General features: G+C 71.9%; 21 protein-coding genes. 9 read left to right on the plus strand and 12 right to left on the minus strand.

Going from position 1 to position 22359, the window contains the following annotated elements:
- Positions 1 to 130: 130 nt before the first annotated feature.
- The 6 genes from AB0F18_RS02520 to AB0F18_RS02545 all read right to left on the minus strand — a co-directional run bounded on the left by AB0F18_RS02520 (position 131) and on the right by AB0F18_RS02545 (position 7475).
- Entirely contained in the window at positions 131 to 670 is a 540-nt protein-coding gene (locus AB0F18_RS02520) for a bacterial proteasome activator family protein (protein WP_362053993.1), read from the minus strand.
- An 82-nt stretch (positions 671 to 752) separates the two neighbouring features.
- Entirely contained in the window at positions 753 to 3509 is a 2757-nt protein-coding gene (locus tag AB0F18_RS02525) for an ABC transporter permease (protein ID WP_362054379.1), read from the minus strand.
- 101 nt (positions 3510 to 3610) lie between these two features.
- Positions 3611 to 4393, minus strand: coding sequence for an ABC transporter ATP-binding protein (locus tag AB0F18_RS02530; protein ID WP_362053996.1), 783 nt, complete (start codon positions 4391 to 4393; stop codon positions 3611 to 3613).
- A 26-nt stretch (positions 4394 to 4419) separates the two neighbouring features.
- Entirely contained in the window at positions 4420 to 5085 is a 666-nt protein-coding gene (locus AB0F18_RS02535; protein WP_362054000.1) for a PadR family transcriptional regulator, read from the minus strand.
- A 95-nt stretch (positions 5086 to 5180) separates the two neighbouring features.
- Positions 5181 to 5678, minus strand: coding sequence for a hypothetical protein (locus tag AB0F18_RS02540; RefSeq protein WP_362054003.1), 498 nt, complete (start codon positions 5676 to 5678; stop codon positions 5181 to 5183).
- A gap of 141 nt (positions 5679 to 5819) precedes the next feature.
- Complete coding sequence (locus AB0F18_RS02545; protein WP_362054006.1) at positions 5820 to 7475, minus strand: protein kinase; 1656 nt, start codon at positions 7473 to 7475, stop codon at positions 5820 to 5822.
- 226 nt (positions 7476 to 7701) lie between these two features.
- On the opposite strand from AB0F18_RS02545, the gene AB0F18_RS02550 reads away from it, so the two are divergent.
- Positions 7702 to 9321, plus strand: coding sequence for a protein kinase (locus AB0F18_RS02550; RefSeq protein ID WP_362054009.1), 1620 nt, complete (start codon positions 7702 to 7704; stop codon positions 9319 to 9321).
- Between the two features lie 3 nt (positions 9322 to 9324).
- Here the strand turns inward: AB0F18_RS02550 and AB0F18_RS02555 are convergent, their stop codons facing one another.
- Positions 9325 to 9744, minus strand: coding sequence for a pyridoxamine 5'-phosphate oxidase family protein (locus AB0F18_RS02555; RefSeq protein WP_362054012.1), 420 nt, complete (start codon positions 9742 to 9744; stop codon positions 9325 to 9327).
- Between the two features lie 164 nt (positions 9745 to 9908).
- Positions 9909 to 10568: a response regulator transcription factor gene (locus AB0F18_RS02560; protein ID WP_362054015.1), complete on the minus strand. Its 660-nt coding sequence runs from the start codon at positions 10566 to 10568 to the stop codon at positions 9909 to 9911.
- Positions 10569 to 10893: 325 nt separating this feature from the next.
- On the opposite strand from AB0F18_RS02560, the gene pdhA reads away from it, so the two are divergent.
- From pdhA to AB0F18_RS02590, 6 genes are all read left to right on the plus strand, one after another.
- Positions 10894 to 12108, plus strand: a complete 1215-nt coding sequence (gene pdhA, locus AB0F18_RS02565; protein ID WP_362054018.1) for a pyruvate dehydrogenase (acetyl-transferring) E1 component subunit alpha — start codon at positions 10894 to 10896, stop codon at positions 12106 to 12108.
- The gene (locus AB0F18_RS02570; RefSeq protein WP_362054021.1) at positions 12108 to 13088 is read left to right on the plus strand and encodes an alpha-ketoacid dehydrogenase subunit beta; all 981 of its coding nucleotides are present in this window, start codon (positions 12108 to 12110) and stop codon (positions 13086 to 13088) included. Before pdhA ends, AB0F18_RS02570 begins: the two co-directional genes overlap by 1 nt.
- Positions 13089 to 13101: 13 nt before the next feature.
- Entirely contained in the window at positions 13102 to 14556 is a 1455-nt protein-coding gene (locus AB0F18_RS02575) for a dihydrolipoamide acetyltransferase family protein (protein ID WP_362054024.1), read from the plus strand.
- Between the two features lie 116 nt (positions 14557 to 14672).
- Positions 14673 to 15638: a GNAT family N-acetyltransferase gene (locus AB0F18_RS02580; protein ID WP_362054027.1), complete on the plus strand. Its 966-nt coding sequence runs from the start codon at positions 14673 to 14675 to the stop codon at positions 15636 to 15638.
- Positions 15639 to 15656: 18 nt separating this feature from the next.
- Positions 15657 to 16421 (plus strand): hypothetical protein, encoded by a 765-nt coding sequence (locus tag AB0F18_RS02585; protein WP_362054029.1) that lies wholly within the window; start codon positions 15657 to 15659, stop codon positions 16419 to 16421.
- Between the two features lie 41 nt (positions 16422 to 16462).
- Entirely contained in the window at positions 16463 to 16996 is a 534-nt protein-coding gene (locus AB0F18_RS02590) for a YcxB family protein (protein WP_362054032.1), read from the plus strand.
- Between the two features lie 7 nt (positions 16997 to 17003).
- Here AB0F18_RS02590 and AB0F18_RS02595 read toward each other — a convergent pair whose 3' ends face one another.
- A complete protein-coding gene (locus AB0F18_RS02595) occupies positions 17004 to 17693 on the minus strand; it encodes a TetR/AcrR family transcriptional regulator (RefSeq protein WP_362054035.1) in 690 nt (229 codons plus the stop codon).
- A 125-nt stretch (positions 17694 to 17818) separates the two neighbouring features.
- On the opposite strand from AB0F18_RS02595, the gene AB0F18_RS02600 reads away from it, so the two are divergent.
- On the plus strand, positions 17819 to 18430 hold the full coding sequence (locus AB0F18_RS02600; protein WP_362054038.1) for an NAD(P)H-dependent oxidoreductase: 612 nt from the start codon (positions 17819 to 17821) through the stop codon (positions 18428 to 18430).
- Between the two features lie 94 nt (positions 18431 to 18524).
- Positions 18525 to 19865, plus strand: a complete 1341-nt coding sequence (locus AB0F18_RS02605) for a DHA2 family efflux MFS transporter permease subunit (protein ID WP_362054041.1) — start codon at positions 18525 to 18527, stop codon at positions 19863 to 19865.
- A 57-nt stretch (positions 19866 to 19922) separates the two neighbouring features.
- Here the strand turns inward: AB0F18_RS02605 and AB0F18_RS02610 are convergent, their stop codons facing one another.
- From AB0F18_RS02610 to AB0F18_RS02620, 3 genes are all read right to left on the minus strand, one after another.
- Positions 19923 to 21356 carry a hypothetical protein gene (locus tag AB0F18_RS02610; protein WP_362054044.1) on the minus strand — a complete coding sequence of 478 codons (1434 nt, stop codon included), beginning with the start codon at positions 21354 to 21356 and terminating at the stop codon, positions 19923 to 19925.
- A 68-nt stretch (positions 21357 to 21424) separates the two neighbouring features.
- Positions 21425 to 21574: a hypothetical protein gene (locus tag AB0F18_RS02615; RefSeq protein ID WP_362054047.1), complete on the minus strand. Its 150-nt coding sequence runs from the start codon at positions 21572 to 21574 to the stop codon at positions 21425 to 21427.
- 359 nt (positions 21575 to 21933) lie between these two features.
- Positions 21934 to 22347 (minus strand): PPOX class F420-dependent oxidoreductase, encoded by a 414-nt coding sequence (locus tag AB0F18_RS02620; protein ID WP_362054049.1) that lies wholly within the window; start codon positions 22345 to 22347, stop codon positions 21934 to 21936.
- Between the last annotated feature and the right edge of the window lie 12 nt (positions 22348 to 22359).

Genomic DNA, 22359 nt, shown 5'->3' on the forward strand with positions numbered 1-22359 from the left:
CCCCGCCATTTCACCGCTCCCGCCCCCCCCGCGGGGGGGGCTTTAATCCCCCGGGGCCTCCCCCCACGACCCCCCCCAAAAACCGCGGGCGGGGCTGGAATGTGCTGCGCACATCCAGCCCCGCCGGGTGTTACAGGTACGGGCCCGAGCGGATGGCGCCGTGGGGGCCGTCTTCCTCGTCGTCGTGGGGGCCGCCCGGGGGCAATGCGCGGCGCATCTGCTCCAGTTGGGCTCGCGCCGCCATCTGCTGGGCGAACAGGGCCGTCTGGATGCCGTGGAAGAGGCCCTCCAGCCAGCCCACCAACTGTGCCTGTGCGATGCGCAGTTCGGCCTCGGACGGGACGGTCTCCTCCGTGAACGGGAGGGACAGGCGCTCCAGTTCCTCGACCAGCTCGGGGGCCAGGCCGTCTTCGAGCTCCTTCACCGACGCCGCGTGGATGTCCTTGAGACGGACCCGGCTGGCCTCGTCCAGAGGTGCGGCGCGGACCTCTTCCAGAAGTTGCTTGATCATGCTGCCGATCCGCATGACCTTGGCGGGCTGTTCGACCATCTCCGTCACCGGGACCTCGCGCGACTCGTCATCGGCGCCGCCGACCGCCTTCCCGTCCTGTCCCACGATCAGGACGTGCGGGGGACTGTCCTGCGACCGTTCACTCCTCGGCATCTCCATGCCGTCATTCTCTCGCACACCTTCGTTCTCACACGGTGTGCCCCCGCACGGGCGTGATCCACCCTGTGCGGGGGCGGCAACGTCAGCCCGCTGCCCGCCGGGCCAGGGCACCGCTCGATTTCGTGACCAGAGCGGCCAGGAGCGCCGCGCCCAGCGGGACGAGGACCAGGAGGCCGGCCAGGGTGTCCCAGGGAATGGCGATCGGGACGTAGAGGGTCTCGTCCGGCGAGGAGTAGCCCCTCTCGACGGCGTGCAGCAGCAGGCTCCGCTGCTCGCGTTCCTGCGTGAGGCGCAGGCCGACCGCCGGCAGGATGCCCGCCGCCGAGCCGAGGACGACGCCCATCAGGGCGACCACCCCGCACTGGAAGCCGCTGAGGGTGCGCCGCACGCGCGGGGCCGCGCCGACCGCCGCCAGGGTCTTCAGGTCGGCTTCCGAGTCCGCCTGGGCCAGGCCGGTCGCGATGCCGGCCGCGCCGATGGTGACCAGGCCCGCGAAGACGGTGAGGGCCAGCATCCCGATGGTGCTCTCGCTCTGGTAGCCGCGTTCGATCCGGACGCGGACGTCGGCGCCCATCCGGTCGATCTCCCCGTCGAGCCGCTGCCGCTGCTCGGTGGTGGCGGCCGACTCCAGGCTGAAGTACGAGCCCAGCGGGGCCGTGGCGATGCCGGCGGCCTTCGCGGCGGAGGGCGGCAGGACCACCCCCACACCCCAGGACTCGACGCCCGCGGGCGCCTGGTGGACGGCCAGGACCTTGTCCTGGCCGGGCAGTTCGGCGTGGATGGCGGCGGCCTTGTCGGCGGCGACCGTGTCGGTGACGAGCCGGAGGGTGATCTTCCCGTCCTTCACGGGCCGGCGGTCGAAGGCCACCGGCTGACCCGCCCGCAGAGCCGCCGCGGAGCCCGGGTCCGTGATCGCCAGGACCTTGAGGAGCTTCTCGTCCGCCACGAGGGTGTCGAAGGAGTCCATCCTGTGCGGCGTGAGGCAGCGCGGGTCCCGGCGCAGCTTCTTCGCCTCCTCGGGGGCGAAGTCGGCGGGCCCGTGCTCCGACTCCCAGAGCGGGCAGCGCTGTTCCTTCGGGACGATGAGCTCGACCCGTCCGCAGCCCGGGGCCGTGGAGTACGCATCGCAGTTGGGGTTGCCGAGCACCAGGCGGTCGACGTCGGCCCGGACCGCCACCGGGAGGGTCTTGGCGAGGGTCTCGCGCACGGCCGCCACGTCCTTGTGGGCGCTGTTGTCGTTGACGCTCAGCAGTCCAGCGTCGGCCGGGAGTTCGGCGACGTAGTCGTGCCGCGCCTGGACGTCCTGGCTGTGCTGGTACGTGGACACCGCCACGGTTCCGGCGACGGCGGCCAGGACGGCGGCCACGGCGGGCGCCGTACGCCCCCGGTTGCGGACGGCGTCGCGCAGCGCGAGCCGGGGCGACAGCGGCAGCCACCGGCCCAGCCGCCCGAACAGGCCGACCAGCACCGGGGTGAGGGCGACCACGCCCAGCTCGGCGAGGGCGCTGCCGCCCATGACGATGGTCGGGCTGATCCGGTAGTGGGTCCCGTACAGGGCGATGGCGGCCCCGCCGGCGACGGCGAGCAGTCCGACCAGCGGCAGGATCCGGTTGGCGCGGCGGATACCGCGGCGGCCGGTGAGGGAGGCCAGCACGGTCTGCCGGGAGGCGGTGACGGCGGGGACGAGCGCGGCCAGCAGGCCGGTCAGCACGGCGAGCAGGGCGATGCCGAGGAGTTCCAGGGGGCGGAAGTCGAGGGCGCCGAAGCGGCCGCCGATCTTCTCCTCCAGGAGGGGGCGCAGTGCGACGGTGAGGGAGATGCCGACCGCGCAGCCGATGACGGCGGCCACGGCGCCGATGACCAGGCCCCCGGACAGGACGATGGCCCGGATGTGGCGGCGGTCTCCGCCGTTGGCGCCGACCAGCCCCAGCTGGCGGCGCGAGCGCCGGGCGCCGACCGCGAAGGCGGGTCCGGCGAGCAGGCAGACCTCCAGCAGGGCGAGGCCCACGACGGTGGCCACGACGGCCTTCTCGGTGAGCCGGCCGCCGTTCAGGCCCAGCTTGCCGAACTGTGTCTTGGGCTCCTGCGCGTACAGCGGCACCTGGGAGTCGGCGGGCGGGTGCGCCACGACGGCCCGGGAGAGGACGAGGGCGCCCTTGGCGTTGGCCTCCTTGACCATGTTCCACGTGAAACCATCGCCGCCGACCTTCACGAGGAAGGCGTCGGTGACGTTGAGTCCGGGCGCCCCGGTGGCCGACAGCGCCTTGTCGAGCGGGGCGAGCAGGGTGCCGGGCAGGGCGAGCAGTTCGTCGCGTGCCAGCTCGGAGGGCAGCTCGTACGACCCCACGATCTCGTACGGGGCGCCGGTGCCGCGCGGGGTCACGGCGGAGCCGACGTACAGCCCCGAGTGCTTCAGGAAGGCGGCGGTGGCGATGACCTCGCCGGGCCCCTGGGGCAGCCGGCCGCGCAGGGGGGTGAAGATCCCCCGGGAGAACGGGTGGTGCACGTCCAGCTCGCGCAGCTGGGTGTCGAGCAGGCCGTGCCGGGTGTGGACCTTCACACCGGACGAGCTCATCTGGACGGCTTCGGCACCGGCCGGGACCGCGGACTTGAGCGGGGGGCGCTTCTTCTCCGGGTCGGGCCGGTACTTCTCGTAGCCGCCGACGGGCGCGTAGCTCTGCCCGTCGGGGCGCTGGTAGAGCGGGCCGTCCAGGCCCGTCCAGTCGATCCGGGCGTCGGCCGCGCCGATCTGACGGGACAGCGACTGCTGGGGGGTGAGTTCGCCGCTGCGCAGGGTCAGGTCGATGGCGCTGGCCCCGACGACCGGCAGGGCGATCATCGCGAGGACCAGGGCGCTGCGGCCCTTGGCGCGCCAGGCGTCGCGGCGGGCGATGCGCAGGGCCGCGATCCAGGAGTGGTACCAGGAGGCGAGCGGGAAGGTCACAGGCCGGCCGCCCGCCCGGAGAGCAGCGAGTCGGCGTGGCTGCGCAGGGTTTCGTCGACGACGGTGCCGTCCCGCAGGAACACGACCCGGTCCGCCCAGGCGGCGAAGCGGGGTTCGTGCGTGACCAGGACGCCGGCCGCGCCCGCGTCGCAGCGCAGGCGCAGCAGCGCGAGCACGGACTCGCCGGTCTCGGAGTCGAGGGCGCCGGTGGGTTCGTCGGCCAGGACCAGGCGGCGGTCGCCGACCAGGGCGCGGGCGATGGCCACGCGCTGCTGCTGGCCGCCGGACATCTCGTCGGGGAAGCGGTCGGCGAGGGCGCGCAGGCCGATCTCCTCCAGGGCGGCCAGGGCGGCGGCGCGGGCCTTGCGGGCGGAGGTCCCGTCGAGTTCGAGCGGCAGGGCCACGTTCTCGGCCGCGGTGAGGGCCGGTATGAGGTTGTAGTCCTGGAAGACGTAGCCGATGCTGCGGCGGCGCAGCGCGGCCAGGGTGCGGCGGCCGGCGGTGGTGATGTCGACGCCCTCGACCACGACCCGGCCGCTGCTGGGGGTGTCGAGCCCGCCCGCGAGGGTGAGCAGGGTGGACTTGCCGGAGCCGGAGGGGCCCATCACGGCGACGAGTTCGCCGGGGTGGACGGCGAGGTCGATCCCGCGCAGGGCGTGCACCTCGGTGGCGCCGCTGCCGTGCGTGCGGACGAGGTTCTCCAGCCGGAGCACGGGCTGGGAGGAAGAAGAGGGCCGGGCCGGGCCGGCCGGGTGGGAGCTGTGCTGCTGGTCGGGCATGAAGGGTCCCCCTTGGGAAGGGCTGTTCAGCCCCGCCGCGTGCGGGCGGCGGTGCCGGCGGTGCCGTTGGTCGGGCCGGTGGCGGTCGCCTGGGGTGGCGGGGGCCCGGCGGCGGACGAGGAGGCCGGAGCGCCGCCCGCCGTACCGAGCGCGGCCAGCCGGACGAGCCGGGCCTCGCAGTGGTCGAGCCAGCGGGCCTCGGCCTCGGTCTGGAAGATCAGCTGCTCCAGCACCAGCAGCCAGGCCACGTCGTCGCGTTCGTGGGCCCGTCCGCTCTCGATGGCGGCGAGGGCCTGGGCCTTGAGCCGGGTGTAGTCCTGCATCGCCCCGATCGTGGCGTGCCGCTGGGACTGGATGACGGCGCGGATGTCCACGCCGGGGGCGCCGACGGCCATGGCGAGCTTGATGGCCAGCTCGTCGCGGGGCGGGTTGGTGCGGTCCACCGGGCGCTCGTACCACTCGCGCAGTTCGGCGCGCCCGCCGTCGGTGATGGCGTAGAGGGTGTGCCCGGCGGCGTCCTCCCCGTCGGGGGCGACGAGGCCGTCGCGCTCCAGGCGGGCCAGGGTGGTGTACACCTGCCCGACGTTGAGGGGCCAGGTGGCTCCGGTGCGGGATTCGAACTCGGTGCGCAGCTGGGAGCCGTATCGGGGGCCCCGTTCCAGTAGCGCGAGAAGGCCGTGACGGATCGACATACTCAGTATGTATACACGGGCATGCTCGGTATGTATACCGAGTATGCCCGGCCTGGGGGCTCACCAGGAGCCCGCCGGCAGCCCGCCCCAGGTCCCTAACGCCCCCGCCGCAGCCGCGCGCCCATGTACCCCAGCCCGACCCCCATCAGCGCCAGCCCGGTGCCCAGTGGCAGCAGGTGTGCGGCCAGGTCGGCGACCCGCTCGTTGGGCTCGGTGCCCAGTGCGGAGATCGGCGCGGAGCGGCTCGGCGAAGGGCTCGGCGTCGCGGCGGGCCGCTGGTGTTCGGTGCGTTCGCGGCGCTCCTGGCGCGGGGCCGGCCGGACCGGGTGCACCGGCCGGGAGACGGTGGTGACCTCGGGGTCGGCCGGTTCGTTCGCGGGCCGCCCGGGGTGCTCCCGCCCGACCCCTCCGGCGCTTCCGGCGAGTTCCTCGTAGGCCTCTTCGGGTACGGGGTCCCCCGCTTCCGAGTCGGCCCGCACGGCGGCGGCGGGCGTGCGGGGGGAGGTCGCGCTCGCGGGCGCGGTGGCCAGCAGCGCGGCGGCCGCCAGTGCGGCTCCGGCCGTCCAGCGCGGAGCGCGCGGGCGTCGGTCCACGGGTGCCCCTCCCGTTCCGTGCTGCGGCCGGGACCCCGGGGGCCCGGGGTGCACTCAGATTGACACAGGGGGGCAAAACGGGCATCCCGGGACACCCGTCAGGGTGCCCCGGGATGCCCGGGTGTCAGTCGCGCGTGCGCGCTACGACGGGTTGCCCGTCGAGACGATCAGCGTGAACTCCGTGCCGTCCTTGGCCACGTCGGTCCCGGCCTCGGGCAGCTGCTCCAGCACGGTGTCCTGGCCGTAGACGGTCTCGTCGCGTTCCGTGATCTTGTACCGCCAGCCGGCCGCCTGGATGCACTGCTTGATCGACAGCAGGTTCTTGTACCGGAAGTCCGGAGCCACGACCTTCGTCGCGTCCTTGAAGGACTTCGACGGGCTCTTGCACTTCTCCGCCTCGATCGTGCGCGAGGGGTCCGGCCCCTTGTGCCCCGCCTTGGCCGAGGCGGACGCGGACGAGGAGGCGGCCGGGCTCGCGGTCTTCTTGTCGTCGTCCTCGCCCGAGTTCAGGACGGCGATCAGCCCGCCGATGGCCAGCAGGGCCACCGCGATCGCGCCGACCACCACCGGCATGTTCTTCTTCCCGCCGCCCGAGGAGGCCGCCGGGGCGGGCGCCGAAGCGGGCGAGATGGTGAACGGCGGCGGGGTCTGGGGCGCGTACTGCTGCTGCGGGGCCTGCGCCGTGTGCGGGTACGCGTAGCCGCCCTGCTGCCGCGTCGGGGCCGGCTGCGCGTACGGGGACGGCGGCGGGGTCTGCGGGGCCTGGTACGGCTGCTGCAGCGACTGCGGCGGCGGCGCCTGGAAGCCGGCGTCCACCGGCGGGAACACGGTCGAGCCCACGCCCGCCCCGCTGCCGCCCGTGGCCGCGCCCGGCACGATGGCCGGGGCGCCGGTGTGGCCGGCCGACATGACCCGCATGATCTCGTCCCGCATGGCCGCGGCCGTGGGGTAGCGCTCGTTCGGGTTCTTCTTCAGCGCCCGCGCCACCAGCGCGTCCATCGCCGGCGTGATCGACCGGTTGATGGAGGACGGGGCCACCGGCTCCTCCTGGACGTGCGCGTACGCGATCGCCAGCGGGGAGTCGGCCTCGAAGGGGATGCGGCCCGTCAGCAGCTGGAACAGCATGATGCCGACCGAATACAGGTCGGAACGGGCGTCCACGCCGCGCCCCAGCGCCTGCTCCGGCGACAGGTACTGCGGGGTGCCGACGACCATGCCGGTCTGCGTCATCGAGGTGACCCCCGACTGCATGGCCCGGGCGATGCCGAAGTCCATGACCTTGACCACGCCGCGCTTGGTCATCATCACGTTGCCGGGCTTGATGTCGCGGTGGACCAGGCCCATCTCGTGGCTGGTCTCCAGCGCGGCCAGCACGTCGGCCGTCACCTTCAGCGCCTTGTCCGCCGGCATGGCCCCGTACTGGCGCACGTCCGCGTCGAGGACCGAGCCCAGCGGCTGGCCCTCCACGTACTCCATGACGATGTACGGCATGACCGCCTCGTCGCCTCCGCCGGCGCCGAAGGTGACGGTTCCCTCGCCCGTGTCGAAGACCGAGACGATGTTGGTGTGCGACAGTTTCGCAACAGCCTGCGCCTCGCGCCGGAAGCGCTCGCGGAAGGACGCCTCGCGCCCCAGTTCACTGTGCAGCGTCTTGATGGCGACCTGGCGGTCGAGTGCGGAGTCGTACGCGAGGTAGACCGAGGCCATGCCCCCCTCGCCCAGCAAATCCCTTAGCTGGTAACGGCCACCGGCCAGGGAGCCGCCTGCGTACCGGCCCTGTGTGCCGTCCTGGCTCATGACTGTTGCTTCCCCTCGGGCTGTGTTGCTACGCGTCTGGCTGAGCGCATGTCGCGCCCAGTCTGCCGGAGGGCAAGCACACGTCAAGCCGGTGCCCGCTGCGTGACCACGGGCCTACGCGGTGTCTGTAGCCGAACGGTGACCGGTTCGGAGGCTGTAGCGTTCACCGGAGCACCCGAAGAGGCCCCACCGCTAGAGCGGACGAGAGAGACGACGGCGAGGACTGATGGCACCCGAACCCGAGGGAAACGGCGCCGGGATGACCGACGGTCCTGAGCACTGGGGCGCGGGCGGCCTCGTGGGGGACGGCCGTTACCGGCTGACCCACCGCCTGGGCCGCGGCGGCATGGCCGAGGTCTTCGCGGCCGAGGACGTCCGGCTGGGCCGCACCGTGGCCGTGAAGCTGCTGCGCGCCGACCTGGCCGAGGACCCGGTGTCCAAGGCCCGCTTCACCCGTGAGGCACAGTCGGTCGCCGGGCTCAACCACCACGCCGTCGTCGCCGTGTACGACTCCGGCGAGGACCGGGTCGGCCCGAACGTCGTCCCGTACATCGTGATGGAGCTGGTCGAGGGCCGCACCATCCGCGAGCTGCTGCTCAGCGCGGAGGCCCCGGGGCCCGACCAGGCGCTCATCATCGTCTCGGGCGTGCTCGAAGCGCTCGCGTACTCGCACCAGCACGGCATCGTGCACCGTGACATCAAGCCCGCCAACGTCATCATCACCAACGCGGGCGCGGTGAAGGTGATGGACTTCGGCATCGCCCGCGCCCTGCACGGCGCGCAGTCCACCATGACCCAGACCGGCATGGTGATGGGCACCCCGCAGTACCTGTCGCCGGAACAGGCCCTCGGCAAGGCCGTGGACCACCGCAGCGACCTGTACGCGACCGGCTGCCTGCTGTACGAACTGCTCGCGCTGCGTCCCCCCTTCACCGGCGAGACCCCGCTGTCGGTGGTCTACCAGCACGTCCAGGACGCCCCGGTGCCTCCCTCGCAGCTGCCCGAGGGACACCACATCCCGCAGGAGCTCGACGGCCTCGTCATGCGGTCGCTCGCCAAGGACCCGGACGACCGGTTCCAGAGCGCCGAGGAGATGCGCGGGCTCGTCCAGTACGCCCTCCAGATGCTCCAGGACCAGGGCCCGAACACCGGCACCTGGAACACCGGCCCGGTCGCGATGGCGCTCCCGCACGGCCAGCCGGGCGGCGCGCAGACCTCGGTGATGCCGGCGGGCCCGGGCGGCGGCCCCCGGCCCGGATACCCCTCGCACGCCACGACCTCGCAGTTCCAGCAGCCGATGGTGCCCCCGCTGAACCCGGACGACGGCACGGCCTTCCCCGGCGGCGGCCACGGCCGCCCCGGCGGTCCGGGCGGCCACGGCGGGTACGACGGCTACGACGGGTACGACGGGTACGAGAGCCGGCCCAGCGGGAAGTGGAAGGTCTGGCTCTTCGCGCTGCTCGCGGTGCTGGCCATCGCCGGCGGTGTCGCGTACGCGGTCAAGTCCGGCAGTCTCGCCGGTGGCGGCGGCAACAAGCCGAAGACCAGCGTGAGCACCCCGGGCACCGCGCAGAGCAGTCCGGGCTCGCAGGACAGCCCGGCGGCCTCGCCGAGCCCGGAGTCGAGCCGCTCGCACGACGAGGACACCTTCACGCCCGCCCCGAGCCGCAGCAAGTTCACCCAGAGCCCCAGCCCGTCGTTCTCCTCGGGCAGCTCGCCGTCGGCGGAGACCAAGAACCCGACGACCCCGCCGCCGAAGACCACCCCGCCGACCGAGCCGTCCACGAAGCCGACCCCGCCCAGCGGGAGCGGCGGCAGCCCGGCGGGCGCCGAGGGCAGTGACTAGGTGTCAGAGCGCGTGCCGGCACAGCCGGTCCGGATCGTCGGACCCGAGGGTGTGCACGGTGACGAGCTGGGGTTCGATGCGCATGTAGACGGGGTCGAACACGGCCCCGTCCACGAAATGCGGCCCCGGACCGAATAGTTCCAGTTCCGTGGTGGTGGGCTCGGTGAGTTCCGCCGTACCGGTGACCTGCACCGACCAGAGCGCCGGTTCCCCGGAATTGAAGTTGTCGGCCCCGTAGGAGACCACGCTGCCGTTGCAGGCCTGGTGGTAGCCGAAACCGGCGTGCATTCTCAGTACGACCCGGCCGTCCGGCACGATGTGCCGGGCGACGGCGAGGAAGGGGAGCGCACGCATGCTGGTGGCGACCCGGCCGTAGGGCACGCGGCGCAGCAATTCGACGGCCTGGATTTCCTCTGGGGACATGCGGGACATGCGCCCACTTTCGGGCACCGGCACGGGGTCGGGAAAGAGGATCCCGCCCCTCTGTCCGAGGACGTTGGTCCCGAATCGAACCGTGCGCGACGGGGCATCGCGCGACCACGCGGCGTCACGCTCGCGAGCCGCTCAAAACCCCGTCCACAGCCGGTCTAGCGGCGCTCCGCCTGGAGCCGGGCGACGTACGCGGCGGCCTGGGAGCGGCGCTCCATGCCCAGCTTCGAGAGCAGGCTGGAGACGTAGTTCTTGATGGTCTTCTCGGCCAGGTGGAGCCGCTCGCCGATCACCCGGTTGGTCAGGCCCTCGCCGATCAGGTCGAGGATCTTGCGCTCCTGCTCGGTGAGGTTCGCGAGGCGGTCGTCGCCCTTGCCGTTCTTGCCGTCGCGCAGCCGCTCCAGCACCCGCGCGGTCGCCACCGGGTCCAGCAGCGACTTGCCGGCCGCCACGTCACGCACCGCGCTGAGCAGCTCGTTCCCGCGGATCGCCTTGAGGACGTAGCCCGAGGCGCCCGCCATGATGGCGTCGAACAGCGCCTCGTCGTCGGCGAACGAGGTCAGCATCAGGCATTTGATGTCCTCGTTCAGGGAGCGGACCTCGCGGCACACCTCGACGCCGCTGCCGTCCGGCAGGCGCACGTCGAGGACGGCCACGTCGGGGCGGGTCGCCGGGATGCGCACCAGGGCGTCCGCGGCGGTACCGGCTTCGCCGACGATCTCGATGTCCTCTTCGACCGACAAAAGCTCATGAACGCCCCGACGTACTACTTCGTGGTCGTCCAGGAGAAATACTTTGATTTTTCCGTTTTCGCGCACAAGCTCATCTTCACACACTCACCTCTTCCCTGCCGGAGTTACCCGGGATAACGTGCCGTTGTTCCGGCCCCCTGCAAGGCTGTGACCAGTGGTTGTTCCCGCTGCGCTCGATTTACTTGGATATCCAAGCAAAATCGCAGGTCAAACGGGGTTTCGCAGTTATGCGTCGCACTGGGTAACGTGCTGTGCGCAGGGCACTCGCCGGGGCACCTGTCACGCCTGAATCCCATACATGCCGTGCACCCACCCCGTGTGCGGGTACGGATACAGGTGAGCCGCACTGGTCCCCGGAGAACCCGGGTGCCGGACCGACGGAGGAGCACACGTGACCGTGGAGAGCACTGCCGCGCGCAAGCCGCGACGCAGCAGCGGCACCAAGCGGGCGGCAGGCGCGGCGAGCGCCCGCAAGACCGCCGCTGCCACCGCACAGCCGCACGACGCCGAGCCTCAGCTCGTACAACTGCTGACGCCCGAGGGTGAACGGGTCGAGGTCAAGGACAACACCGACGTCGCGGAATTCGCGCCGTTCGTGGAGGACATCACCACCGAGGACCTGCGCGGGCTCTACCGCGACATGGTCCTGACCCGTCGCTTCGACGGTGAGGCGACCGCCCTCCAGCGCCAGGGCGAGCTGGGCCTGTGGGCCTCGCTGCTGGGCCAGGAGGCCGCCCAGATCGGCTCCGGCCGGGCACTCCGCGACGACGACTACGTCTTCCCGACCTACCGCGAGCACGGCGTGGCCTGGTGCCGCGGCGTCGACCCGACGAACCTGCTCGGCATGTTCCGCGGCGTGAACCACGGCGGCTGGGACCCGAACAGCAACAACTTCCACCTGTACACGATCGTCATCGGCTCGCAGACGCTGCACGCCACCGGCTACGCCATGGGCGTGGCCAAGGACGGCGCGGACTCCGCGGTCATCGCCTACTTCGGCGACGGCGCGTCCAGCCAGGGCGACGTGATGGAGGCGTTCAACTTCTCCGCCGTCTACAACTCCCCCGTGGTGTTCTTCTGCCAGAACAACCAGTGGGCGATCTCCGAGCCGACCGAGCGCCAGATGCGCGTGCCGCTCTACCAGCGCGCCCAGGGCTTCGGCTTCCCGGGCATCCGCGTCGACGGCAACGACGTCCTGGCCTGCCTCGCGGTCACCCGCTGGGCCCTGGACCGCGCCCGCCGCGGCGAGGGTCCGGCCCTGATCGAGGCGTTCACGTACCGCATGGGCGCCCACACCACCTCCGACGACCCGACCAAGTACCGCCTGGACGAGGAGACGGCCTCCTGGGAGGCGAAGGACCCGATCCTGCGCCTGAAGGCCCACCTGCTGGCCTCCGGGGGCGCCGACGAGGCGTTCTTCGAGGAGCTGGAGGCGGAGAGCGAGGCCCTCGGCAAGCGGGTCCGCGAGGTCGTGCGCGCCATGCCCGACCCCGACACCATGGCGATCTTCGAGAACGTCTACGCGGACGGGCACGCGCTCGTCGACGAGGAGCGCGCCCAGTTCGCCGCCTACCTCGCATCCTTCGAGGCCGAGGAGGGTCACTGATGGCTGTCGAGAAGATGTCGATCGCGAAGGCGCTCAACGAGTCGCTCCGCAAGGCCATGGAGACCGACCCCAAGGTCCTGATCATGGGCGAGGACGTCGGCAAGCTCGGTGGTGTCTTCCGCATCACCGACGGGCTCCAGAAGGACTTCGGCGAGGAGCGGGTCATCGACACCCCGCTCGCCGAGTCGGGCATCGTCGGCACCGCCATCGGCCTGGCCCTGCGCGGCTACCGGCCGGTCGTGGAGATCCAGTTCGACGGGTTCGTCTTCCCCGCGTACGACCAGATCGTCACGCAGCTCGCGAAGATGCACGCGCGTGCCCTCGGCAAGATCAAGCTCCCGGTCGTCGTCCGCATCCCGTACGGCGGCGCGATCGGCGCGGTCGAGCACCACAGTGAGTCCCCCGAGACGCTCTTCGCGCACGTCGCGGGCCTGAAGGTGGTCTCCCCGTCGAACGCCAGCGACGCTTACTGGATGCTCCAGCAGGCCATCCTCAGCGACGACCCGGTGATCTTCTTCGAGCCGAAGCGCCGCTACTGGGACAAGGGCGAGGTCGACGTCGAGGCCATCCCCGGCGAGCTGCACAAGTCGCGGGTGGTCCGCGAGGGCGCCGACCTCACGCTGGCCGCCTACGGCCCGATGGTGAAGGTCTGCCTGGAGGCGGCCGCCGCGGCCGCCGAGGAGGGCAAGTCGATCGAGGTCCTGGACCTGCGCTCGATGTCGCCGATCGACTTCGACGGGATCCAGGCGTCGGTGGAGAAGACCCGCCGCCTGGTCGTCGTCCACGAGGCCCCGGTCTTCCTGGGCACGGGTTCCGAGATCGCCGCTCGCATCACGGAGCGGTGCTTCTACCACCTGGAGGCCCCGGTGCTGCGCGTCGGCGGCTTCCACGCCCCGTACCCGCCGGCCCGCCTGGAGGACGAGTACCTGCCGGGCCTGGACCGCGTGCTCGACGCCGTCGACCGCTCGCTGGCGTTCTGAGGAGAACCGCGCCATGACGATCCGCGAATTCAAGATGCCCGACGTGGGCGAGGGCCTGACCGAGGCCGAGATCCTCAAGTGGTACGTCCAGCCGGGTGACACGGTCACCGACGGTCAGGTCGTCTGCGAGGTCGAGACGGCGAAGGCGGCCGTGGAGCTGCCGATCCCCTTCGACGGGGTGGTGCACGCGCTGCTCTTCGAGGAGGGCGTGACGGTCGACGTCGGCCAGGTCATCATCTCCGTCGAGACCGGCGGGGCCGGTGCCGCCGAGGCCCCGGCCGTCGCCGCTGCCCCCGCCGCCGCCCCGGCGGGCTCGGAGGCCGCCGAGGAGCCGGCGCCCGAGGGCCGCCAGCCCGTGCTGGTGGGCTACGGGGTGTCCCAGGCCTCGACCAAGCGCCGCCCCCGCAAGGCGGTGGCGGGTGCCCCCGTCGCGGCCGCCCCCGCCCCCGTCGTGCCGGCGCCCGCCGCGCCCGCCCCGGCGGCGCAGAACGGCACCGCGTACGCCAACGGCAACGGTGCGGCCACCGCCGAGCGTCCGCTCGCCAAGCCGCCCGTGCGCAAGCTCGCCAAGGACCTCGGCATCGACCTGGCCTCGGTGGTCCCCACCGGTGAGGGCGGGGTCGTGACCCGCGAGGACGTGCACGCCGCCGCCGCGGCCGCGCTCGCCCCGCAGGCTCCCGTCCAGGCCCCGGCGGCTCCGGCGGCCGCGCCCGTCCAGGCCGCCGCCCCCGTCGAGGCGGTCCCGGCCGTCGCCGCGGTGCCGGGCGCGCGGGAGACCCGTATCCCGGTCAAGGGCGTCCGCAAGGTCACCGCCCAGGCCATGGTCGGCTCCGCCTTCACCGCGCCGCACGTCACCGAGTTCATCACCCTCGACGTGACGCGCACGATGAAGCTGGTCCAGGAGCTCAAGGACGACCCGGACCTCGCGGGGCTCCGGATCAACCCGCTGCTGCTGATCGCCAAGGCGGTCCTCGTGGCCATCCGCCGCAACCCGGACGTCAACGCGTCCTGGGACGAGGCGGCCCAGGAGATCGTGCTCAAGCACTACGTCAACCTGGGCATCGCGGCGGCCACCCCGCGCGGCCTGATCGTCCCGAACATCAAGGACGCCCACGCCAAGACGCTGGCCGAGCTGTCGACCTCGCTGTCGGACCTGGTGGGCACCGCCCGCGAGGGCAAGACCTCTCCGGCCGACATGCAGAACGGCACGATCACCATCACCAACGTCGGCGTCTTCGGCGTCGACACCGGTACGCCCATCCTGAACCCCGGCGAGTCCGCGATCCTCGCGGTCGGTGCGATCAAGCTCCAGCCGTGGGTCCACAAGGGCAAGGTGAAGCCGCGCCAGGTCACCACCCTGGCCCTGTCGTTCGACCACCGCCTCATCGACGGCGAGCTGGGCTCCAAGTTCCTCGCGGACATCGCGGCGGTCCTGGAGCACCCGCGCCGGCTGGTCACCTGGTCGTAGCGGCCCCCGCAGCACCGCCCGATGGCCGGTCCCCCCTTCCGGGAGGGGCCGGCCATCGGCGTTCCCCGGGGGAAAACCCCTGGCCGGCGCCGGCTCTCGGGGTGATCATCGGCCTGATGAGATTCCGTGCCGCCTTCGCAGACCCCGCCGGCCTCGACCGCGCCCTGGCCTGGCAGGCCGAGGGCCCCGTCGCGCCGCTTCCCGCCGACCGCGTCCGCGAGGAGTTCGCCGCCCGGCGCATGCGCCCCGAGTGGACCTGGTTCGCCGAGGACGGGGACGGGCGGGTGCTGGCCCGCGCGCTGTGGTGGGGCCGCGCCGACAGCGAGCGGCCGATCGCGCTCGACTGCCTCCAGGTCGGCTCCCGCGTGGCCGACCCGGCCGCCCTGGCCGCCGCCCTGCTGGGGGCCGGCCATGCCGCCTTCGGCAAGCGCCCCGGCTACAACCTCTCCCTGCCCCGGGGCTGGCGCGAGGACGGCGCCCTCGCCGGGGCGGTCGCCTGGCGCCGGGAGGCCGCCTCGCGGGCCGGCCTGACCCGCGAGATCGAGCGCCTGCGCTACGAGTGGACGCCCCCGCAGCCACCGCCGGGGACACCCCCGGCCGCCGGCACCCCCGCCCCCCAGGGGACGCTCGTCTTCCGCGAGGGCACCGACGAGGAGTTCCTCGACGCCTTCGCCCGCCTCTCGCGCGGCAGCCTCGACCTCGCCACCCGGCACGAGCTGGACTCGATGTCCGAGGAGGAACTCGCCCGTGAGGACCTTGCGTTCTACCGCGACTGCCCGGGCGAACGCTCCTGGTGGCGCCTCGCCCACCTCCCCGACGGCACCCTCGCGGGCATGGCGATCCCCTCGGCGACCCCGTACCACCGCAACGTCGGCTACCTGGGCGTGGTCCCCGAGCTGCGCGGCAGGGGCCTGATCGACGAGATCCTCGCCGAGATCACCCGATTCCACGCCTCCGAGGGCGCCGTGCGGATCACGGCGACCACCGATACCGTCAACGTCCCGATGGCCGCCGCCTTCGACCGGGCCGGCTACGAGGTCACCGAGATCCGCCTCGTCCTGGAGGCCCCGCCGGCCGTGTGAGGCGGTAGCCTCCCCGCCATGCCCATCGCCGAGTTGCAGGTGTATTCCGTGGAGGAGGCCGATGTCACCGGCGGGGTGTGCCGCGTCAGGTGCGTCGGCGGCACGGCCCGGGCCGGGCAGGTGTACGCGGCCGGGGAGTCGCGCGTCTGGCTGCGCGGCATAGAGCGGTACGGGCGCACCGTCGACTCCTTCGACGCCGGCCACGCCGCCCGGGTCCGCCTCGCCGGGGCGGTGGTCGCGCTGCTCAGCCGGGGTCAGCTGCTGACCTCCGTACCGCCCGACGGGCACGGCCTCGCGGAACTGGAGGCCTGGCTGGCCACCGGGCCCCCGCTCTCGGACGAGCCCCTGCCGCGGACCCTGCGCGCCCTGGCCGTCGGCGGGATGCAGGACGAGCGGCTGCCGGACGGGGTGCGGCTGCGCTGGGGCCGGGTGGCGCAGGCGGCGGCGTACCGCTGCGCGGCGGCCGAGGGGGCGTCGGACCTGGTGCGGGGGATCGAGCTGGCCTTCGTACGGGCCTACCTGCTGCGGGAGTTCGGCCCCGGGCGGGGCGGCGACCCGGCCGTCCTGTGCCGGGAGTCCCTCGCGCTGATCGACCTCACGCCGGCCCAGGCGGCCGCGCGGGCCCTGGCCTGGCGCGAGCTGCCCCGGGAGCGGATCGTGCACCTGAGGCTGATCAGGAACCTGCTGCGCTGGACGGGCGCGGCCAGGCCGTACCTGGCCCCCGGGGACCCGCTGGCCGCGGCCGTCGACGCCTGGTCACAGGTCGGCAGACGACTGCCCTGAGATCTTTTCCGGCCGCTGTGGCTGATATACGCTCCGCTGCCATGCAGACAGGCGGGGACACCAGCGGCACCACCACCATCGAGTTCGTGTACGACCCCACCCCGGAGGACTACCGGACGGCGTTCCGGCGCTTCACGTACGGGACCTGGCCGGGCCGCGGCACCGTCCTGCTGACCGGGCCCCTCGTGGGCCTCGGGCTGGGTGGTTCGATCTCCTGGCTGAGGGGGTTCTCGCCGAACCAGACGCTGTTCGTGCTGGTCGCGGTGACCCTCGCGCTGTGCGTGATGCTCCCGCGCGTCAACGCCCGCAAGGCGCGCGAGCAGTACGAGCACATGGAGGCGTACGGCACCTGCCGGACGGCGGTCGGCGAGGACGGCCTGACCACCACCGGCGGGGAGCTGAGCAGCACCGTCGACTGGCACGGCTTCCCCCGGTACTTCGAGACCGACCAGCTGTTCGTGCTCACGACCAAGCGCACCGGGATGTTCTTCGCCCTGCCCAAGCGGGGCGCCCAGGACCCGGCCGACGTCGACCGGGTGCGCGCGGTCCTCGACCGGCACCTGAAGCGGCTGTGACGGGACCTCAGCCGGCCCGGTAGGCGCGCAGGAAGGCCGCCACACCGCCCCGGACGAGGCGGTCGGTCTCCGCCTCCGGCAGGGGCAGGACCCCGTAGTGGGAGAGCTGGACGACGGAGTTCAGGGACAGCGCCGTGAAGTGGGAGCCCGCCAGTGCCGCGTCCCCGTGCACGTCGAGCAGCCCGGCGTCGGCGAGGCCCGCCAGGGCGCCGGCGAGCGCTTCGGCCACCGGGCCGGGGCCCGCGGCCTTCCAGGCGGCCAGCACGTCGGGCGGCACGTGGTCGGCCTCGGCGTGGACGTGGCGGACCAGTGCGAAGTGGTCGGGGTGCTTGGCCATCGCGTCGATCAACGCGTGGGCCAGGGCGGCCAGATCGCGTTCCAGGTCGTCCGGGTGCGGCGGGCGCGCGGGGTCCAGCAGGGCGCGCACGGTGGCCACGTGGGCGTCCCGCACCTCGCCCGAGCTCCAGGTGACGACGGCCCGGAAGAGCTCCGCCTTGCCGCCGGGGAAGTGGTTGTAGAGCGTCCGCGTGGAGACGCCGGCCGCGTCGGCCAGGGCGTCCACGGAGGCGCGCGCGTACCCCTCGCGGCCGAACACCCCGCAGGTGGCGCGCACGAGGGCGAGCCGTTTCGCCAGCTTCCGGGGCGGGAGCGCGTCCTGCGCCGTCCCGCCGGACGTCCCCTCCGGGGCCTCCTCCATCACTCCTCCAGCATTCCTTGAGTCATCCTCGACAATGATCGTTGTGGTTTTTACAACGCTCGTTGTAGTTTACCGGAGGGCCGGGAGCACGGGCCCACCGAGTCACCGCCCAGAGGGGGATACCCATGTCCGTCACCGAAGCCGCCGCAGAGACGCCGCTGCGCGTCGCCGTCATCATCGGCAGCGTCCGCGAGAACCGCCGCGGGCCCGCCGTCACCGAATGGTTCCTGCGCGCCGCCGAGGGCCACACGGGCCTGGAGTTCGACGTCATCGACCTCGCCGACTTCCCCCTCCCGCTGACCCTGCCCGACTGGGGCAACTCCCCGGACGCCGCGACCGCCGCCGTCCTGGAGCGGGTCACCCCGCGCCTCGCCGACGCCGACGCGTACATCGTGGTCACCCCCGAGTACAACCACAGCTACCCGGCCGCGCTGAAGAACCTCATCGACTGGCACCGCCCGCAGTGGCAGGCCAAGCCGGTCGGCTTCGTCTCGTACGGCGGCGTCAGCGGCGGCCTGCGCGCCGTCGAGCAGCTGCGGCTGGTCTTCGCCGAGATGCACGCCGTGACCGTCCGCGACTCCGTCAGCCTGCACGGCCCGTGGAACGGGCTCGGCCCGGACGGCGAGCCGCTGGAGACGGTGGTGCTGGAAAGCGTCACCAAGAACCTCCTCGGCCAGCTCGACTGGTGGGGCCGGGCCCTGCGCACCGCCCGCACGGTCCACCCGTACGAGGTCTGAGGGCCGGCGCGCGATGGCGACCGCACACACCGCCGAGGACGCACCGCCGGCGTTAGGGGCCGCGTCCGGAGCACTCGGGCGCATCCTCACCGTCGTGATCACCGGCGCTGTCATGTCGGTCCTCGACATGACCATCGTCAACGTGGCGCTCGACCGGCTCTCCGCGTCCTTCGGGTCGCCGCTGGAGACCATCCAGTGGACCGCCACCGCCTACACCCTGGCCCTGGCGGCCGTCATCCCGACGGCGGCTTGGGCGATGAGCCGGATCGGCGCGAAGCGCACGTACCTCACGGCCCTGACCCTCTTCACCCTCGGCTCCCTGCTCGCCGCGTGCGCGTGGAGCGCCGGCAGCCTGATCGCCTTCCGCGCCGTCCAGGGGCTGGGCGGCGGGCTGCTGATGCCGGTCGGCATGACCATGGTGATGCGGGCCGCCGACCGCGAGCGGCTCGGGCGGGCCATGGCCCTGCTGGGGCTGCCCGTGCTGGTCGGCCCGGTGGCCGGGCCGATGCTCGGCGGCTGGCTGATCGACACCGCCTCCTGGCGGTGGATCTTCCTGGTGAACCTGCCCGTCGGAGCGGTCGCCCTGATACTCGCGGCGAAGCTGCTGCGCCCGGATTCCCCCCCGGGCGCGGCGGCTTCGCCGCGGCTCGACGTCCCGGGGCTGCTGAGCCTCTCCCCGGGCCTCGCACTGCTGCTCTACGGGCTGTCGCGGGGCGGTGAGGGCGGCGACTTCGGCTCCGCCGGGGTGCTGCTGCCCCTGCTGGGCGGCGCCGTCCTCGTCGCGGCCTTCGTACGGCGCGCGCTGCGCGTGCCGGAGCCGCTGCTCGACCTGCGGCTGCTGCGCGACCGCACCTTCGCCGCCGCCGTCGGCACCCTCGCCCCGTTCACCTGCGGCTACTTCGGCTCGATGCTGCTGGCGCCGGTGTACTGGCAGCAGGCGCGCGGGCTGAGCGCGAGCGCGGCGGGGCTGCTGGTGGCGCCCGTCGGCATCGCCGTCGGGGTGACCATGCAGATCGCCTCCCGGCGCGTGGACACGGTCGCCCCGCGCCGGCTGATCCCGGCGGGCGTGGTGATCGCGGCCCTCGGGATGCTGCTCAGCGGCCTGCGGGCCGGCACCGAGGGGGTGCCGGGCTGGCAGGTGGTGGGCTCGCTGATGGTGATGGGCGTCGGCGCCGGGATGGTGCTGATGCCGACGATGACCACCGCGAGCCGTGACCTGCCCGCCGCGCGCATGGCGGCGGCGAGCACGGCCCTCAGCATCAACTCACAGCTGTGCGCCTCGGTCGGGACGGCCCTGACCTCCGTGGTCCTGGGCGCCTCGGGCACCGGCCCGGCCGGCTTCCGCACCGCCTACGCGGTGGCGGCGGGGCTGATCGCCCTGTCCCTCCTGGCCGCCCTCCGGCTGCCGGGGCGGCGCCGGATGCCGAAGGGTTAGCGGTGGGGCTTGCGCCCGCCCCTAGTAGGCGGGCGCACGGTGGCGGCGGTGGAGGGACTACTTCTCCGAGGAGAGGAGCCGGTCTGATTCACCCTTGATCCGGCCTTGTTGAAGCAGGTAATCCAGTACGTCTTCCACGTGGTCGGTCTGCTGGACTCCGCGACCGCCGAGCAGGGCACCGGCGAGGTGGACGATATCGTCAGGCGTGACGTCTTGGCAGGTGCGTACGACCTCGTAGATCATCTCCGCGTCGAAGGTGATCTTGATGTTCTCCGGGAACGGATATCGCACCGGCGCCTGTCGGGTGGCCCAGATCGATGCATCGCTGGGCAGTGGCTTGCCGTCGCTGCCCAGCGTAAGTTCCGTCCGGCTGATGACCTGCACTACGAAGTTTTCCAGGCCGCGCCAGTCGTACTTGTCCTTGGGCAGATCATCCCCGTTGCGTCGGGGGAAGTGGTCCGGGGCTTTCTGGCGGGTGGCGGTGACTGCCTGCCGGGCCAGTGCGCGCACGGTGAGTACAGGGGATTCGGTGCGGCCGTTGAGGGCGGCCACATCGGCGATTTCCTCGTAGAGGATGTGCCGCACTTCGGGGTATGGGCCGAGCCTTCGCTGCCGCAGAACATCCGCGAATTCCCAGGAGCGTGAGGGTGTCGTGCTGACACGGGTGAGTTCCGGGACTGGCTTGGAAGAGTGCGCTTGCGCCGGAACATTGATGGTGACCGCCGCTGTAGCGGAGGGTGCCACCGCTGGCGCTGGTACGGGTGCCACGGCCTGGATGGCAAACTCTTCTGGCTGCGGTACGGAGGCAGGACGCGCGGCGGTGGAAGGGCCAACACTTTCGCCGAGGGCGATGCTGATCTGAGGCTCGCGCCCGAACTGCCGGATCATCCCGCGCTCCTGTGCCTCGTGCAGCAGGATCGAGATGAGCCGAGGAGTCCCCGCCAAGGGGTACATGTCCTTGTCAAACCGCGGTTCGACCATCGTCAGCAGGGTGCGAAGCTCGGTTTTGAGGACGGCGCGTCGATGCCCGGGGCGCTCCTGGCCTCGTCGGAGCGCCTTTTCGAGGGCGTCCAAGGCGTCCTCAAGCGGCATGAGTTGCGTGGGCCAGGCAGAATTCGACTGTCCAGCTCGTTGGGGAACATGCTCGCGGAGGCTCCGTGTAACGATCAATTGTCCGAGCTGGGCGAGGTCGCCGTCTTTCGCGAGCACTCGCCGATGGAATGAGTAGACAATAAAAGCGACATCGGGTAGTTCGGCTGAAATTCCCCGAATGAACTCCGCTACGGCTGCGGCGGCATCCAGGTCGCCGGGGAGTCCGGGCAGGGATTTTACTGCGGCATCGGAAGGCAGTTGGTCGAGCTCCCCATCCTGGTCCGCCCGTGTCACGAAGGCCAGTCGCTCGGGATTCGGGAAGCTGGCGAGTACCGAATTTGTGATGTCGGCTGCCGTTCCGTTGATGGCGCGCGTCGTGTCGACGATCAGGACATCCAATGAAGCCCCCCGGGGGAATGGCTAGGTTGGGTGGTACGGGGCCGCCGCAGAGCGGCGGCCCCGTAGCGCTATCGGTCGATGTTGTTAGACATGAGGTGCTTCACGCAGACCTCGGTGACCACAGCGCAGACGATGCCCAGGCCGAACTCGGCGGACAGCGCGAATGAAATGGAAATCATCAGCACAAGGGTGCAGATGGCGATCCACTTGTCGCTCATGGCTTACTCCAATTTTTAGAAGAATGTCGTTATTTGGAGTGCGGATGCCATGGATGTCTGCTGTGGGATGCGAAAGATGGCGTGATGTTTTTACGCTGATGGACGTGATACCCGACGGAATTTTTCGCAAGGATGTGCGACGAGGATTTGCTGCTGGATGGAGGGTGGGGAGATGAAAGATGAGGCGGAAAGTCCGCCGAAGTGGAGCTTAGGGGTCCATCGCGGAGGCAACAAGCGGATGTCCCAACGAGCGTGAATTTGTATCAAGCTCTGGGTGAATTCCGGACATCGTGGCCGATATCTGCGGTCCGGGTTGAGGCTGGCGGGGCAAGCCTGTCGAACTTGAACTGGGTTTGCTCTCAGTCCTTGGTGGCGTTGCCGAGCACCTTGGACGGGGTGATGCGCACGACGACGCGCACCGCCCCGTCGGAGGCGTCCCCGTATTCCTTGCCGGCGCCCGGACCCAGGTACTCCTCGGCGATGCGCACGGCCACGGCCCGGCCGGTGTCCTCGCTGATGGTGGCGGTGCCGCGGATCTCGGCGTAGAGGTAGGGGTTGGCGAGGTCGAACACGGTCAGTCCGACCCGCCCGTCCCGGACCATGTTCCGCTCCTTGCGGCGGCCGCGCTCGGTGGAGACGAGGACGTCGTCGCCGTCGCGGGTCACCCAGACCACGGAACTCTGCGGGCTCCCGTCCGGGTTGAGGGTGGAGAGCACGGCGGGGTGGGGAGAGTCGAGCAGCTGCCGCACGGTGTCGTTGAGTGCAATCGTCATACGGGAGAGGCT

The sequence above is a fragment of the Streptomyces sp. NPDC029216 genome, from assembly GCF_040648015.1.
Taxonomy (GTDB): Bacteria; Actinomycetota; Actinomycetes; order Streptomycetales; family Streptomycetaceae; genus Streptomyces.

Bases quoted from the DNA above. Each gene is read 5' to 3' on its own strand.
- AB0F18_RS02600 (WP_362054038.1), top strand. From the start codon at position 17,819: ATGTCCGTCACCGAAGCCGCCGCAGAGACGCCGCTGCGCGTCGCCGTC.
- AB0F18_RS02530 (WP_362053996.1), bottom strand. From the start codon at position 4,393: ATGCCCGACCAGCAGCACAGCTCCCACCCGGCCGGCCCGGCCCGGCCC.
- AB0F18_RS02525 (WP_362054379.1), bottom strand. From the start codon at position 3,509: ATGATCGCCCTGCCGGTCGTCGGGGCCAGCGCCATCGACCTGACCCTG.
- AB0F18_RS02595 (WP_362054035.1), bottom strand. From the start codon at position 17,693: ATGGAGGAGGCCCCGGAGGGGACGTCCGGCGGGACGGCGCAGGACGCG.
- AB0F18_RS02550 (WP_362054009.1), top strand. From the start codon at position 7,702: ATGGCACCCGAACCCGAGGGAAACGGCGCCGGGATGACCGACGGTCCT.
- AB0F18_RS02545 (WP_362054006.1), bottom strand. From the start codon at position 7,475: ATGAGCCAGGACGGCACACAGGGCCGGTACGCAGGCGGCTCCCTGGCC.
- AB0F18_RS02535 (WP_362054000.1), bottom strand. From the start codon at position 5,085: ATGTCGATCCGTCACGGCCTTCTCGCGCTACTGGAACGGGGCCCCCGA.
- AB0F18_RS02570 (WP_362054021.1), top strand. From the start codon at position 12,108: ATGGCTGTCGAGAAGATGTCGATCGCGAAGGCGCTCAACGAGTCGCTC.
- AB0F18_RS02615 (WP_362054047.1), bottom strand. From the start codon at position 21,574: ATGAGCGACAAGTGGATCGCCATCTGCACCCTTGTGCTGATGATTTCC.
- AB0F18_RS02520 (WP_362053993.1), bottom strand. From the start codon at position 670: ATGGAGATGCCGAGGAGTGAACGGTCGCAGGACAGTCCCCCGCACGTC.
- AB0F18_RS02620 (WP_362054049.1), bottom strand. From the start codon at position 22,347: ATGACGATTGCACTCAACGACACCGTGCGGCAGCTGCTCGACTCTCCC.
- AB0F18_RS02575 (WP_362054024.1), top strand. From the start codon at position 13,102: ATGACGATCCGCGAATTCAAGATGCCCGACGTGGGCGAGGGCCTGACC.
- AB0F18_RS02580 (WP_362054027.1), top strand. From the start codon at position 14,673: ATGAGATTCCGTGCCGCCTTCGCAGACCCCGCCGGCCTCGACCGCGCC.
- AB0F18_RS02590 (WP_362054032.1), top strand. From the start codon at position 16,463: ATGCAGACAGGCGGGGACACCAGCGGCACCACCACCATCGAGTTCGTG.
- AB0F18_RS02585 (WP_362054029.1), top strand. From the start codon at position 15,657: ATGCCCATCGCCGAGTTGCAGGTGTATTCCGTGGAGGAGGCCGATGTC.
- AB0F18_RS02555 (WP_362054012.1), bottom strand. From the start codon at position 9,744: ATGTCCCCAGAGGAAATCCAGGCCGTCGAATTGCTGCGCCGCGTGCCC.